Annotated in this window: 11 protein-coding genes; all 11 read left to right on the top strand. The window is 74.6% G+C overall.

Annotated features, from left to right (window positions below; all coding sequences use genetic code 11):
* On the top strand, positions 1 to 1,671 hold the full coding sequence (locus AB0K25_RS20360) for a lipid II flippase MurJ (protein ID WP_219460085.1): 1,671 nt from the start codon (positions 1 to 3) through the stop codon (positions 1,669 to 1,671).
* Positions 1,668 to 2,846: a glycosyltransferase family 4 protein gene (locus AB0K25_RS20355; RefSeq protein WP_363821910.1), complete on the top strand. Its 1,179-nt coding sequence runs from the start codon at positions 1,668 to 1,670 to the stop codon at positions 2,844 to 2,846. The genes AB0K25_RS20360 and AB0K25_RS20355 overlap by 4 nt, the downstream gene beginning before the upstream one ends.
* The gene (locus AB0K25_RS20350) at positions 2,846 to 5,266 is read left to right on the top strand and encodes a hypothetical protein (RefSeq protein ID WP_255597528.1); all 2,421 of its coding nucleotides are present in this window, start codon (positions 2,846 to 2,848) and stop codon (positions 5,264 to 5,266) included. Before AB0K25_RS20355 ends, AB0K25_RS20350 begins: the two co-directional genes overlap by 1 nt.
* Before the next feature lie 125 nt (positions 5,267 to 5,391).
* Positions 5,392 to 7,173 carry a CTP synthase gene (locus tag AB0K25_RS20345; protein ID WP_219460092.1) on the top strand — a complete coding sequence of 594 codons (1,782 nt, stop codon included), beginning with the start codon at positions 5,392 to 5,394 and terminating at the stop codon, positions 7,171 to 7,173.
* Positions 7,170 to 7,775 carry an NUDIX hydrolase gene (locus AB0K25_RS20340; RefSeq protein WP_219460096.1) on the top strand — a complete coding sequence of 202 codons (606 nt, stop codon included), beginning with the start codon at positions 7,170 to 7,172 and terminating at the stop codon, positions 7,773 to 7,775. The genes AB0K25_RS20345 and AB0K25_RS20340 overlap by 4 nt, the downstream gene beginning before the upstream one ends.
* 385 nt (positions 7,776 to 8,160) lie before the next feature.
* Entirely contained in the window at positions 8,161 to 9,276 is a 1,116-nt protein-coding gene (gene ald, locus AB0K25_RS20335; protein ID WP_208566868.1) for an alanine dehydrogenase, read from the top strand.
* A gap of 116 nt (positions 9,277 to 9,392) precedes the next feature.
* Positions 9,393 to 10,346: a site-specific tyrosine recombinase XerD gene (locus AB0K25_RS20330; RefSeq protein ID WP_363821905.1), complete on the top strand. Its 954-nt coding sequence runs from the start codon at positions 9,393 to 9,395 to the stop codon at positions 10,344 to 10,346.
* Between the two features lie 172 nt (positions 10,347 to 10,518).
* The gene (locus AB0K25_RS20325) at positions 10,519 to 11,442 is read left to right on the top strand and encodes a ParA family protein (RefSeq protein WP_067315071.1); all 924 of its coding nucleotides are present in this window, start codon (positions 10,519 to 10,521) and stop codon (positions 11,440 to 11,442) included.
* Between the two features lie 65 nt (positions 11,443 to 11,507).
* Positions 11,508 to 12,605 carry a ScpA family protein gene (locus AB0K25_RS20320; protein ID WP_363821902.1) on the top strand — a complete coding sequence of 366 codons (1,098 nt, stop codon included), beginning with the start codon at positions 11,508 to 11,510 and terminating at the stop codon, positions 12,603 to 12,605.
* Positions 12,602 to 13,588, top strand: coding sequence for an SMC-Scp complex subunit ScpB (scpB, locus tag AB0K25_RS20315; RefSeq protein ID WP_219460101.1), 987 nt, complete (start codon positions 12,602 to 12,604; stop codon positions 13,586 to 13,588). Before AB0K25_RS20320 ends, scpB begins: the two co-directional genes overlap by 4 nt.
* Positions 13,575 to 14,345 carry a pseudouridine synthase gene (locus AB0K25_RS20310; RefSeq protein WP_208566872.1) on the top strand — a complete coding sequence of 257 codons (771 nt, stop codon included), beginning with the start codon at positions 13,575 to 13,577 and terminating at the stop codon, positions 14,343 to 14,345. The genes scpB and AB0K25_RS20310 overlap by 14 nt, the downstream gene beginning before the upstream one ends.
* Positions 14,346 to 14,475 lie beyond the last annotated feature (130 nt).

Genomic DNA, 14,475 nt, shown 5'->3' with positions numbered 1-14,475 from the left:
GTGACCAGACCGGCACCCCTCGCCGGCGTCGGTCGGGTGGCCGGCGCCGCCGCACTCATCGCCGTGCTCACCGTGCTGGCCCGGCTCGCCGGCTTCGGCCGTACCGCCGTTTTCACCTGGGTCGTCCAGGACAGCGACCTCGGCGGCATGTACGTGATCGCCAACACCGTCCCCAACATCATCTTCGAGATCGTCGCCGGTGGGGCGCTGGCCAGTCTGGTCGTACCGCTGCTGGCGGGGCCGGTCGCGGCGGGTGACCGGCGGGTGGTGGCCGCCACCACCGGCGCGTTGCTGACCTGGACGGTGACCCTGCTGGTGCCGTTGGCGGCGCTGGTGGCGGTGTTCGCCGACCCGATCGTGGCGGTGATCTCCGACGGGCGGTCCCCGGCGGAGCTGGCCGCCGGGGCACGGATGCTGCGGGTGTTCGCCCCGCAACTGCCGCTCTACGGCATCGGCATCGTGCTCACCGGGGTGCTCCAGGCGCACCGCCGGTTCGCCTGGCCGGTCGTCGCGCCGCTGCTGTCCAGTCTCACCGTCGTCGGGGTCTACGTCGTCTTCGGCGTCACCCAGGGCCGGGACGCGAGCATCGCGCAGGTCAGCCGGGCCGGTGAGCTGATCCTCTCCGGCGGCACCACCGTCGGGGTGGTGGTGTTGTCGCTGTCGCTGTTGGTCCCGCTGCGCCAGCTCGGGCTGACCTGGCGGCCCGGCTACACGTTCCCCGCCGACGCGCGGGCCCGGGTCGGTGGGCTCGCCGTCGCCGGGGCGGTCACCGTCACCGCCCAACAACTCGCCCTGGTGGTCATCCTCAACCGGGTCTCCGGCGGCCCCACCGGCTCCCCGCAGGTCTACAACCTCGCCCAGACCATGTACCTGCTGCCCTGGGCGGTGCTCGCGGTGCCGCTGGCGGTCGCCGCGTACCCCGGCCTGTCCGCCGCCGCCGCGACCGGCGACGAGCAGGGCTACCGGACGACGGTCGCCGCGACCACCCGGGGGGTGCTGCTGTTCAGCTTCCTCGGCGCGGCGGCCCTGGTCGGCACCGCCGAACCGGTCGGCCGGTTCTTCCCGCTCGGCGCGGAACCCACCGCCGCCGCGATCGTCGGGTTCGCCCCCGGACTGGTCGGCTACGGCCTGTTCGCGGTGCTGTCGAGGGCCCTCTACGCCCGGGGGGCCACCCGGGTGGCCACCGCCGCCATCACCACCGGCTGGCTGCTGGTGCCCCTGGTCGCCATGCCACTCGCGGCGCTGCTGCCGCGCGCCGACCGGGTGCTGGCCGTCACCCTGGCGAACTCCGTCGGCATGCTGGTCCTCGGGGCGCTGCTGGTCGGCGCGGTGTCCCGGGCCGCCGGTCGGGCCGCCCTCGCCGGTGCCGGTCGGGCCGCCACCGCCGGCCTGCTGGCCGCGCTGCTGGCCGCCCCGGCCGGTCTGCTCACCGCCCGCCTGCTCGCCGGCGGCGGCACCCCGACGACAGCCGGGGCACTCGTGCAGGGCATGCTGTCCGGGGCCGTGGTCGGCGTGCTGTTCCTCGCCGTCGCCTGGCTGGTGGACCGGCGGGACGTCGGGCCGCTGCTCACCGGCGTACGACGCCGGCTGGGTGGCCGGCGACCGGCGGGTGACCCGCAGGACGGCGTCGCCCGCGACGCCGGTGACGGGAAGGAGACCCTCTCCCCATGACCGACGCGACGTCCGCCCCCGAACCCCGGGGCACGGTGGTGCTGCTGCTCGCCTCCAGCACCGGCGGGGTGGGTCAACACGTCCGCTCGGTGGCCCGGGGGCTCGTCGAGGCCGGCCAGCCGGTGCTGGTCTGCGGCCCGGCCGCCACCGGCGAGCAGTTCGACTTCGCCGCCACCGGGGCCCGGTTCACCCCGGTGGAGATCTCGGCCAACCCGACCCCCGCCGACGCCCGGGCGGTCACCGCGCTGCGCCGGGCGCTGGCCGACACCGACGTCCGGGTGGTGCACGCCCACGGGTTGCGCGCCGGGCTCGTCGCGGCGCTCGCCCGGCCCGCCGTACCACTCGTGGTCACCTGGCACAACGCGGTGCTCGCCGGTGGGCTACGCGGGCGGTTGTCCCGGCTCGCCGAACGGATGGTCGCGCGGTCCGCCCGGGTCGCCCTGGGGGCCTCGGCGGACCTGGTGGACCGGGCCGCCGCGCTGGGCGCCACCGACGCCCGGCTCGCCCCGGTCGCCGCGCCGGCCCTGCCCGCCCCACGTCGCCGCCGCGCCGCCGTCCGTGCCGAGTTCGGTGTCACCGCCGGGCAGCCGCTGGTGCTCTCCGTCGGCCGGCTGCACCCGCAGAAACGCTACGACGTGCTCGTCGACGCCGCCGCGCGGTGGCGTACCCGCATCCCGCCACCGGTGGTGGTGATCGCCGGCAGCGGCCCGGCCTACCTGCCGCTGGCCGCCCGGATCTCCGCCGCCCGGGCCCCGGTGACCCTGCTCGGACACCGTACCGACGTGGCTGACCTGCTCGCCGGGGCCGACCTGGCTGTGGTGACCAGCGACTGGGAGGCGCGGCAACTGTTCGCCCAGGAGGCGCTGCGCGCCGGCGTGCCACTGGTGGCGACCGCCGTCGGTGGGCTGCCCGAGCTGGTCGGCGACGGCGCGCTGCTGGTGCCGGCCGGCGACGTCGGCGCGGTGGACGCCGCCGTGCGGTCGCTGCTGGACGACCCGGACCTGCGCGCCGACCTGGCCCACCGGGGGGCCGTCCGGGCGGCCGGCTGGCCCACCGAGGCCGACACCGTCGCCGCGCTGCGGGACCTCTACACCGAACTCGACGCCGACGGTCGGCCCGGCCGCACCGGGTCGGCGGTCCCCGGCACCGACACCCCCTCGACGGGACGCGCCTGATGCTGCGCCGATTCACCCCGGTCCTGCTCACCCTGATCGTGGTGGCGCTCGGCGTCACCGCGTTGGCCGCCCGCCCCGAAAGCAGCCCACCCCGACGCACCGCCGACTTCGTGGTCCTCGCCGGGGTGGCCGGGCTGCGCTGGTCCGACGTCGACCCGCAGAGCACCCCGACGCTGTGGCGGATGGCCCAGCAGGGGTCCATCGGTTCGCTGTCGACCCGCTCCGCGCACCGCCCGACCTGCCCGGTGGACGGCTGGCTCACCCTCGGCGCGGGCAGCTACGCCGGCTGGAACGGCAGCCGGCAGCCCGGCGGCTGCCCGCCCGCCGCGGTGACCGTCGAGCAGCCCGACGGCATCGGCGCGAACCTCCCCAACCAGGAGAGCGTGGTCGCCTACAACGCCGACCGGCAACCCTGGGGCGCGGTGCCCGGTTCGCTGTCGGAGTCGGTGCGCTGCTCGGTGGCGGTCGGCCCGGGTGCCGCCGTCGCCGCCGCCCGTCCCTTCGGCCGCGTCGACCGGTACGCCCCGGGACTGCCGGCCGACCCGGCCGGGCTGCTCGGCTCCTGCGTGCTGAGCATCGTCGACCTGGGCACGGTCAGCGGCACCGACCCGGCGGACCGGCGGGCGGACGCCCGGCGTGCCGACGAGGCGTTGGCGAAGGTGCTCGCCGCCCGGCCGCAACGGTCGCTGGTACTGGTCGCCGGGGTGTCCGACACCGAGACGCCGGCCCGGCTGCACGTCGTCGTCGCCGACGGCCCGGGCTGGGAGAACGGCTGGCTCACCTCCGCCAGCACCGGCCGGGAGGGTTACCTGCAACTGGTCGACCTGGCGCCGACCGCGCTGGTCGCGCTGGGCCGGCCGATGCCGGAGCGGCTCTTCCTCGGCCGTCCCGCGGTGAAGGTCGACGGTCGCCCCGACGACCTGGCCGCCGCGATCAGCGCGCCGGCCGACGCCGACCGGGAGGCCGCCGCCCAGCGGGCCGTGGCCGGCTGGTTCTTCGCCCTGCTCGCCGCCGCCCAGGTCGTGCTGGCCGTCGCGGTGCTGCCGCTGCTGCGCCGGGCCCGCCGCCTCGCCGGCCCGCACAGCCCGCCGCCGGTGTCCCGCCGGATCGTGGCGACCGTGGAGTTGCTGCTGATCGCCGTCGCCCTGGCGGTGCCCGCGGCGTTGCTCGCCGACGCGGTGCCCTGGTGGCGGGGCGACCACGCCGGCGGCTACTTCGCGCTGGTGACGGTCGCGTTGATCGTCGGCGGCACCGCCCTGGTCCGGTTCGCCCCCGGCCACGACCGCACTCTCGGCCCGCTCGGCGCGGTCGCCGGCCTGGCCACCCTGGTGGTCGGCGCGGACGTGCTCAGCGGGGCCCGGTTGCAGCTCAACGGGGTGGTCGGCTACTCCGCGCTGGAGGGCGGCCGGTTCTCCGGCCTCGGCACCGTGGGCCTGGGGGTGTTCCTCGCCGGTTCGTTGCTCAGCGCCGGTTGGCTCGCCCAGCGGGTCCGCCGGCAGTGGCGGCCGATGGTGGTGGTCGCGGTGGGCGGGTCGGCCGTGGTGGTGATCGGCAGCCCCTACCTGGGTGCGGACTCCATCGGCGCGATCGCGTTGACCGCCGGGGTGGCGGTGGCCGCCGCGATCAGCACCGGCGGCTGGCTGACCGTCAGCCGGCTGGTCTGGGCCACCATGGCCGGGTTGGCGTTGACCATCGGCTTCGCGGTGGTGGACCTGCGTCGGCCGGTGGAGGAGCGGGGCGCGTTGGGCCGGTTCCTGACCGCGTTGGGTGAGGGCACCGGCGGGTTGACCGTGCACCGGTCGAGCACGGCGAACTTCCAGACGTTGGTGAACAGCCCGTTGACGGTGCTGGCGGTGGTCGGTCTGCTGCTGGTCTGGTTCGCGCTGCTCCAGCCCTGGGGTGGGCTGATGCGGTTGTTCGGCATCTACCCGGCGATCCGGGCGGCGCTGGCCGGTACGGCCCTGGCGGCGGTCATCGCCGGGCTGCTGGGGGGTGCCGCGCTGGACGTGGCCGGGGCGGCGGCGGCGCTGGTGGTGCCGATGGCGGCGCTGGCCTCGCTGCGGGTGCTCGACCACTCGACCGACCGCACCCTGCCCGGCACGGGTCACCCCGGCCCGGACGGCCCACCCGGTGCGGCCCCGACCGGCGGCACCCCCGACGGTGGGCGGCCCGACGACGGCGGGGAGGCGGCGGCCCGCGAGGGGGACGGCAAGGACCTGCCCACCGCAGCGGTGACGCCGCCCGGCGGTGCCGGGGCGGACGGTCCGCGCGACGGTGACGCCGACGCACCGGACGACACCTCCGGCACCCGACCGGTGGGGCGGGACGCGGCGACGGTGCCGACGGCGCGTACCCCCGGTGCGGTGGGTCCGGCCCGGACCTCGGCGGCGGCCGGCCGGTCCGCCGCCGGGGCGGGATAGCCCGAGGTCGGGTGCGACGCCAGGTGGCCCCGGGGGAGGTGTTACCGTGGAATCCCGTGGATCGCGTGATCACTTGATCGGCACGGCGGTTCGCATGACCGCTACGGACGACACGGGAGCAGGCCTTGGCCCCTTCAGCACGCACGACCCGGCACATCTTCGTCACCGGGGGCGTCGCCTCCTCGCTCGGTAAGGGCCTCACCGCCTCCAGCCTCGGCAATCTGCTCACCGCACGCGGGCTGCGGGTGGTGATGCAGAAGCTCGACCCCTACCTCAACGTCGACCCGGGGACGATGAACCCGTTCCAGCACGGTGAGGTCTTCATCACCGAGGACGGCGCGGAGACCGACCTCGACGTCGGGCACTACGAGCGCTTCCTCGACCGGGACCTGTCGGGCAAGGCCAACGTCACCACCGGCCAGATCTACTCCGACGTGATCGCCAAGGAGCGGCGCGGCGAATACCTCGGCGACACCGTCCAGGTCATCCCGCACATCACCAACGAGATCAAGGCCCGGATCGTCGGCATGGCCGACCCGGACGCCGACGGCCAGATCCCCGACGTGGTGATCACCGAGGTCGGTGGCACCGTCGGCGACATCGAGTCGCTGCCGTTCCTGGAGGCGATCCGGCAGGTACGGCACGACCTGGGCCGGGACAACTGCTTCTACCTGCACGTCTCGCTGGTGCCCTACCTGGCCCCGTCGGGGGAGCTGAAGACCAAGCCGACCCAGCACTCGGTGGCGCAGCTGCGCAACATCGGCATCCAGCCCGACGCCATCGTGCTGCGCTGCGACCGGGAGATCCCGGAGAAACTGAAGCAGAAGCTCTCCCTCTACTGCGACGTGGACGCCGAGGCGGTCGTCGCCGCCCCGGACGCGCCGAGCATCTACGACATCCCCAAGGTGCTGCACCGCGAGGGGCTCGACGCGTACGTGGTGCGCCGGCTCGGCCTGTCCTTCCGCGACGTCGACTGGACCCGGTGGGACGACCTGCTGGAGCGGGTGCACCAGCCGCACCACACGGTCACCGTGGCGGTCGTCGGCAAGTACGTCGACCTGCCCGACGCTTACCTGTCGGTCAGTGAGGCGATCCGGGCCGCCGGCTTCGGCCACCGGGCCCGGGTGCAGCTGCGCTGGGTGCCCAGCGACGACTGCGTCACCCCGGCCGGCGCGGCGTCGGCCCTGTCCGGCGTGGACGGCATCGTCATCCCCGGCGGGTTCGGTGTCCGCGGCATCGAAGGCAAGATCGGGACCGCCCGGTACGCCCGGGAGAACGGGGTGCCGCTGCTCGGGCTCTGCCTCGGCCTGCAGTGCATGACCATCGAGGTGGCCCGTCACCTGGCCGGCCTCGACGCGGCGAACTCCCTCGAATTCGACGAGGAGGCCAAGCACCCGGTCATCGCCACCATGGCCGACCAGGAGGACATCGTCGCCGGTCGGGGTGACCTGGGCGGCACGATGCGGCTCGGGGCGTACCCGGCGACGCTGGCGGAGGGGTCGATCGTCGCCGAGGCGTACGGCGCCACCGAGATCAGCGAACGGCACCGGCACCGTTACGAGGTCAACAACGCCTACCGGGACCAGCTCACCACGGCGGGCCTGCACATCTCCGGCACGTCCCCGGACGGCCGGCTGGTCGAGTTCGTCGAGTTGGACCGCAGCCTGCACCCGTTCTTCGTGGCCACCCAGGCGCACCCGGAGCTGAAGAGCCGTCCGACCCGCCCGCACCCGCTGTTCGCCGGGTTCGTCAAGGCGGCCGTGGCGTACTCGCAGGCCGACCAGTTGCCGGTGGACCTCGACGCGGTGGCCGGGGCGGCGAAGAGCGAGCCGGCGAAGAAGGGTGCGCCGACGCCGAAGAACGCGGCCCGCAACGGCGCGTCGGCGACGGCGTCGTCCGCGTCGTGAGCGCCGTCGAGCACCGCTACGAGCTGCGTTCCCGGGTGCAGCGGTACGCCGGTCGGATCTTCACCGTGGTCACCGACGAGGTGACCATGCCCGGTGGGGGCACCGCCACCCGCGACTACGCCCGGCACGTCGGCGCGGTCGCCGTGGTCGCCCTCGACGACGCCGGTCAGGTGGTGCTGGTGCGGCAGTACCGGCAGCCGGTCGGGCGGCACCTGTGGGAGCTGCCCGCCGGCCTGATGGACGTCGCGGGGGAGGACCTCGCGGTGGCCGCCGGCCGGGAGTTGGCCGAGGAGGCCGACCTGACCGCCGCCCGGTGGGACCTGCTGGTCGACGTGCACACCTCGCCCGGTTTCTCCGACGAGGTGGTCCGGGTGTTCCTCGCCCGGGGCCTGGCCGAGGTGCCCGTCGGTCAGCGGCACGAGCGGCACGACGAGGAGGCCGACCTGCAGATCGTCCGGATCGACCTGGACGAGGCGGTCGGCATGGTGCTGGCCGGGGAGGTCACCAACGGGCCGTGCGTGGCCGGGCTGCTGGCCGCCGCCCGGGCCCGCGACGCCGGCTGGTCGGTGCTGCGCCGGGCCGACACCCCCCTGCACCGCTGATCCGGTACGCCGACAGGGGCCGCCGCGGTACGCCGCGCGGCCCCTGCGCCGTCCCTGCCGCCGGCCGGCGCGGGGGCCGGCCGGCGGGCGTGCACCCCACCGGCGTGGTGCGTCGCGCCGACGGGACACGGTGCGTCCGCCGGCGTTCCCGTCCGGCGGGCGGGGCCGCGCGGTGCGACGATGGGGGGTACGCCGAACGGCAGGCCCGCGCGGTATGCCTGACACACCGTCAGGTGGACCGGGCACCGGTTGTCACTGTGCCGTCCGTCGCAGGAGGACGGCCCGCCTAGACTGCCGCCGGCGGGACCGGTGAACCGCGTCGGCAACGGAGCCGGCGGGGCACCGCGCAGTCCGGGGTGCGGCACCCCGGAGAAGGGTGTCTCACGTGAAGGTCGGAATCCCCCGCGAGGTCAAGAACCACGAGTACCGGGTGGCGATCACGCCGGCAGGCGTCAACGAGTTCGTCCGTCACGGTCACCAGGTCTTCGTCGAGGCCGGCGCCGGTGTCGGCTCCAGCCTCACCGACGACGAGTTCGTCGCCGCCGGGGCCACCATCCTCGGCACGGCCGACGAGGTGTGGGACACCGCCGAGCTGGTGCTCAAGGTCAAGGAACCGATCGCCGAGGAGTACCACCGGATGCGCGCCGGGCAGGTGCTCTTCACCTACCTGCACCTGGCCGCCTCCAAGGAGTGCACCGACGCGCTGGTCGACCGGCAGGTCACCGGCATCGCGTACGAGACCGTCGAGCTGCCCGACCGGTCGCTGCCGCTGCTCGCCCCGATGTCCGAGGTGGCCGGTCGGCTCGCCCCGCAGGTCGGCGCGTACCACCTCCAGCGGCAGGGCGGCGGCCGGGGCATCCTGATGGGCGGCGTCTCCGGGGTGTACGCGGCGAAGACCGTGGTCGTCGGCGCGGGCGTGTCCGGCATGAACGCCGCCGCCATCGCGCTGGGCCTGCAGGCCGAGGTGCTGCTGCTGGACATGAACGTGGCCCGGTTGCGGCAGGCCGACGCCATCTACCGGGGCCACCTGCAGACGGTCGCCTCCAACGCGTACGAGATCGAGCGGGCGGTGCTCGACGCGGACCTGGTCATCGGCGCGGTCCTCGTCCCGGGCGCGAAGGCCCCCACGTTGATCTCCAACGAGCTGGTGTCCCGGATGAAGCCGGGCAGTGTACTGGTCGACATCTCCATCGACCAGGGTGGCTGCTTCGAGGACTCCCGCCCGACCACGCACGCCGAACCGACCTACCAGGTGCACGACTCGATCTTCTACTGCGTGGCGAACATGCCCGGCGCGGTGCCGCACACCAGCACGTACGCGCTGACCAACGTCACCCTGCCGTACGCCCTGGAGTTGGCCGACCGGGGCTGGCGTGACGCGCTGCGCCGTGACCCCGCCCTGGCGTCGGGCCTGAACACCCACGACGGTCAGGTGGTCTACGGCCCGGTCGCCGAGGCGCACGGCATGGCCACCCTCCCGCTGGCCGAGGTGCTGGCCTGACCGAGGAGCCGCACGACCCGGCAGGCGGCGTGTCCCGCGCGGCCGGGCGAGGGGTGCGTGGGACGGCACCCGACGGGGCCGGGGCGGGTGCGGAACCCGCGCCGGCCCTGCGTCGGATGGTGCGCGGCTATCTCGACCACCTCACCGTGGAGCGCGGCCTGTCGGCGAACACCCTCACCTCGTACCGTCGGGATCTGGAGCGTTACCTGGGCACCCTGGCCGCCGCCGGGGTGACCGACCTGGCGTCGGTCGGCACCGGGCAGGTCGAGGCGCACCTGGCCCGGCTGCGCGCCGGCGACGACGACCACCCGCCGCTGGCGGTGACCTCGGCGGCGCGGGCCGCCTCCGCCGTGCGCGGGCTGCACCGCTTCGCCGTCCGGGAGGGGTTGGCCGGGGCGGACCCCAGCCGGGACGTCCGCCCGCCGCCCGCGGCCCGCCGGTTGCCCCGGGCGCTGCCGGTCGACGACGTGGCCCGGCTGCTGGAGACTGCCGGCCCGGTCACCGCCACCGGCGACGGGGCGGCGCTGGCCCTGCGTGACCGGGCGCTGCTGGAGTTCCTGTACGGCACCGGCGCGCGGATCTCCGAGGCGGTCGGTGCCGCCGTCGACGACCTGGACGTCGACGAGGGCACCGCCCTGCTGCGCGGCAAGGGCGGCCGGACCCGGCTGGTGCCGATCGGCGGGTACGCCGTCGAGGCGCTGCGGGCCTACCTGGTGCGGGCCCGGCCGGGCCTGGTCGCCCCCGGTCGGGGCACCCCGGCGGTCTTCGTCAACGCCCGGGGCGGGGCGTTGACCCGGCAGGGCGCGTGGACGGTGCTACGGCGGGCTGCCGGGCGGGCCGGGCTGCCGGTGGACGGACCGCACGCGGTCTCCCCGCACACCCTGCGCCACTCCTACGCCACCCACCTGCTCGACGGCGGCGCGGACGTGCGGGTGGTGCAGGAACTGCTCGGCCACGCCTCGGTGACCACCACCCAGGTGTACACGTTGGTCACGGTGCAACGGCTGCGCGAGGTGTACGCCACGACCCACCCCCGGGCCCGGGACGCGGACCCGCCGTCGGGCCGCTGACCGGCCGCTACGCCCGACACGCCGGACCGGTGCCGAACGCGCTGGTCGTCGGTGGCGTAGAGTCGGCATCGGCGCGGACCTCCTGGAGCGACAACCGGGGTGCGCAGCGGCGCCGCGAAGGACGTCGGACAGCTCCGATGCCGGGTGGTCGTCGGGAGGGGGCAACGAGGACATGGCTGGCAACGGTGATCGTGCCGACGCCTGGACGTCGGAGCTCCGTGAGCAGCAGGCGTCACTCGGCGCCGACCTTGGTCCGGCCGACCCGGCCGCCTACACGATGCGCAAGCCGATCCCCGAGCCGATGCCCACCGACCGGCACGGCCCGGCCCGGATCATCGCGATGGCCAACCAGAAGGGTGGGGTGGGCAAGACCACCACCACCATCAACCTGGGTGCTGCCCTGGCCGAGTACGGCCGCAAGGTGCTGCTTGTCGACTTCGACCCGCAGGGCGCGCTGTCGGTGGGTCTCGGCGTCAACCCGCACAACCTCGACCTGTCGGTCTACAACCTGCTCATGCAGGACGACGTCATGGCCGAGGACGTCCTGATCAAGACGGACGTGGCCGGCCTGCACATCCTGCCCGCCAACATCGACCTCTCCGCCGCCGAGATACAGCTGGTCAACGAGGTCGCCCGGGAGATGGCCCTGGCCCGGGTGCTACGCAACGTGCGCAAGGAGTACGACTACATCCTGATCGACTGCCAGCCCTCGCTGGGCCTGCTGGCGATCAACGCGCTGACCGTCGCGCACGGTGTGCTCATCCCGCTCGAATGCGAGTTCTTCAGCCTGCGCGGGGTGGCGCTGCTGCTGGACACCATCGACAAGGTGCGTGAGCGGCTCAACTTCGACCTGGAACTCGAAGGCATCCTCGCCACCATGTACGACAGCCGCACCACCCACTGCCGGCAGGTGCTCCAGCGGGTGGTCGAGGCGTTCGGCGACAAGGTCTACCAGACCGTCATCACCAAGACGGTGAAGTTCCCCGAGTCCACGGTGGCCGGTGCCCCGATCACGACGCTCGACCCGGCCTCCTCGGGGGCCCGCAACTACCGGCAGTTGGCCCGTGAGGTGATCGCGGCCCAGGCCGACCGGTAGGTCGGGGTGCACCCTCGGGCGTCCCGGACGGCGACGACGTCCGAGACGTGGACTACGGTCGTCCGGTGACCGCGCCACCGCTGGATCCGCCGACGACCCCGCAGCAGCCGCCCGTGCTGGCTGCCGAGGTCGCCGCCGACCTGGCGACCGACCCGGCGGGGGTGCCGCAGGCCGGGCAGAGCGCCGGCTTCACCGTCCGGCTGGCGAACTTCACCGGCCCGTTCGACCTGCTGCTGCAACTGATCAGCAAGCACAAGCTGGACGTCACCGAGGTGGCCCTGCACACCGTCACCGACGAGTTCATCGCCTACATCCGCGCCATGGGCGACGAGTGGGACCTCGACGAGACCAGCGAGTTCCTACTCATCGCCGCCACCCTGCTCGACCTGAAGGCGGCCCGGCTGCTGCCCTCGGCCGAGGTGGAGGACGAGGAGGACCTCGCCCTGCTGGAGGCGCGGGACCTGCTCTTCGCCCGGCTGTTGCAGTACAAGGCGTACAAGGAGGCGGCGGCGCACATCGCCGAACTGGAGGCGGTCGGCGGGCGACGCTACCCCCGCGCGGTCACCCTGGAGGCCCGCTACGCCGACGCCCTGCCCGACCTGGTGCTCGGCGTCGGCCCGGAGCGGCTGCTGCGGCTGGCGGTGCGGGCGATGACCCCGAAGCCGGTGCCCGAGGTGTCCATCGCGCACGTGCACCTGGTCCGGGTCAGCGTCCGGGAGCACGCGACGATCCTGGCCGAACGGCTGCGCCGGGCCGGCATCGCCACCTTCACCCTGCTCTGCGCGGACTGCGAGATCACCCTGGAGGTGGTGGCCCGCTTCCTGGCCCTGCTGGAGCTGTACCGGGAGGGACTGGTGGCCTTCGTGCAGGAGGAGGCCCTGGAGGAGCTGACCGTACGCTGGACCGGCCCCGCCGACGGTGACGCCGATCTGCACGTCGACGAGTACGCCGGCACCCCCGCCGACGCCGACGACACTGGTCCCGCCCCGGGCGGACCCGCCGCCCCGGCGGCTGCCCCGGACGGCCCCGCCGGCCCGGGGTCTGCCGGCCCGGGGTCCGCCGGCCCGGGGTCCGCCGGCCCGGGGTCCGCCGGCCCGGGGTCCGCCGGCCCGGGGTCCGCCGGCCCGGCGGGCGAAGCCGCGACGACGCAGGAGACGCGATGAGCGACGAGGAGCGCCAGGACTCCCTGGCCGATCAGGCCGCGGCCTGGATCCCCCCGTGGGAGCGCCCCACCGCCCGGCAGCAGCCCGCGCCCGCCCCGACCGGCCCCGACGGCGAGGCGGACACGGCACCACCCGCCGATCCGGGTGCTCCGCCGACGGAGGCGGTGTCCGCAGGCCCCACCGCCCAAACGGGTCCGGGAGCCGCTGGTGAGCCGGCTGTTCCCGGAGCCCCGGCTGAGCCGGCTGTTCCCGGAGCCCCGGCCGAGCCGGCGACAACGGACGGGACCGGTGCGGGTGGGGTCGGTGCGGTCGGGGCTGGTGTCGGCTCGGGCCCGGACGCCGCCGCGGCGGGGGAGCGGGACCCGGTGGGCGTGCCGAAGCGGCGGCCGGCGGGCCGGCGGCGGGTGACCGTCACGCCGCCACCGGCACCCGAACTCGACGACGCGGAGCTGCGCGGCGCCCTGGAAGCCATCCTGCTCGTGGTCGACGAGCCGGTCAGCGAACTGGTACTCGCCCAGGTGCTGGAACAGTCCCCGGAGCGGATCGGGCCGGTGCTCGACGACATCGCCGCCGGCTACACCGCCGCCGGGCACGGCTTCGAACTGCGCCGGGCGGCCGGGGGCTGGCGGCTCTACACCCGGCCGGAATACGCGGCCCACGTCGAGCGGTTCGTCCTGGACGGGCAGTCGGTACGGTTGACCCAGGCCGCGCTGGAGACGCTAGCGGTGATCGCCTACAAGCAACCGGTGACCCGGGGTCGGGTCTCGGCCATCCGGGGTGTCAACTGCGACGGGGTGCTCCGTACCCTGGTCTCCCGAGGGTTGGTCGAGGAGTGCGGCGCCGAACCGGACAGTGGGGCGTTCCTCTACCGGACCACCACGATGTTCCTGGAGAAGCTGGGCCTGGACTCGGTCGCCGACCTGCCCCCGCTCGCCCCGTTCCTCCCCGACGACGTAGAAGAGCTTGCCGATGCCACGCGATGACCGTTCCCCCAAGCCCGACGCCCCCGTGTACGAAGGTGCCGAACGCCTCCAGAAGGTGCTCGCCGCCGCCGGTGTCGGGTCCCGACGCGCCTGCGAAGATCTGATCTTCCGGCGTCGGGTGACCGTGGACGGCCGGGTCGCCCACCTCGGCGACAAGGTCGACCCCGCCACCGCCGTGATCCACGTCGACGGGGAACGCCTCCAGGCCGACAACCGCCTGGTCTACGTGGCGATGAACAAGCCGCGCGGGGTGGTCACCACCATGTCGGACAACAAGGGCCGCAACGAGTTGGCCGAGTTCATCGGCAACCGGGTCGAGCAGCGGGTCTACCACGTCGGGCGGCTCGACGCCGACAGTGAGGGCCTGCTGCTGCTCACCAACGACGGGACCCTCACCCACAAGCTGATGCACCCGTCGTACCAGGTGCTCAAGACCTACCTGGCCGAGGTGGCCGGGCCGATCCCGCGTAACCTCGGCAAGCGGCTGCTGGCCGGGGTCGAGCTGGAGGACGGGCCGGTGAAGGTCGACTCGTTCAAGGTGGTGGACACCCTGGGTAAAACCGCCCAGGTGGAGCTGAGCCTGCACGAGGGGCGCAAGCACATCGTCCGGCGGCTGCTGGCCGAGGTCGGGCACCCGGTGTCCCGGCTGGTGCGTACCTCGATCGGTCCGATCAAGCTCGGTGACCTGCGCACCGGGCGGATCCGGCGGTTGACCAACGCGGAGGTCGCCGCCCTGTTCAAGGCCGTGGGTGACTGACCGGAGTCGCAGCGGGTAGGTGTGCCGGTAGGCTTCCCCGCGGCCCAACGGGCCGACGGGTGGCGTGCGTCGCCCCCGACGGCGGCGCGCGTGGCCGACCCGCGAGGCGCGGGATGATGGACGACGATGG

Source organism: Micromonospora sp. NPDC049257, from assembly GCF_040678915.1.
In the GTDB taxonomy this organism is placed as follows: domain Bacteria; phylum Actinomycetota; class Actinomycetes; order Mycobacteriales; family Micromonosporaceae; genus Micromonospora; species Micromonospora antibiotica.
Note: the sequence above shows the minus strand (reverse complement) of the source record. Positions and strands in the feature narration are given on the sequence as shown.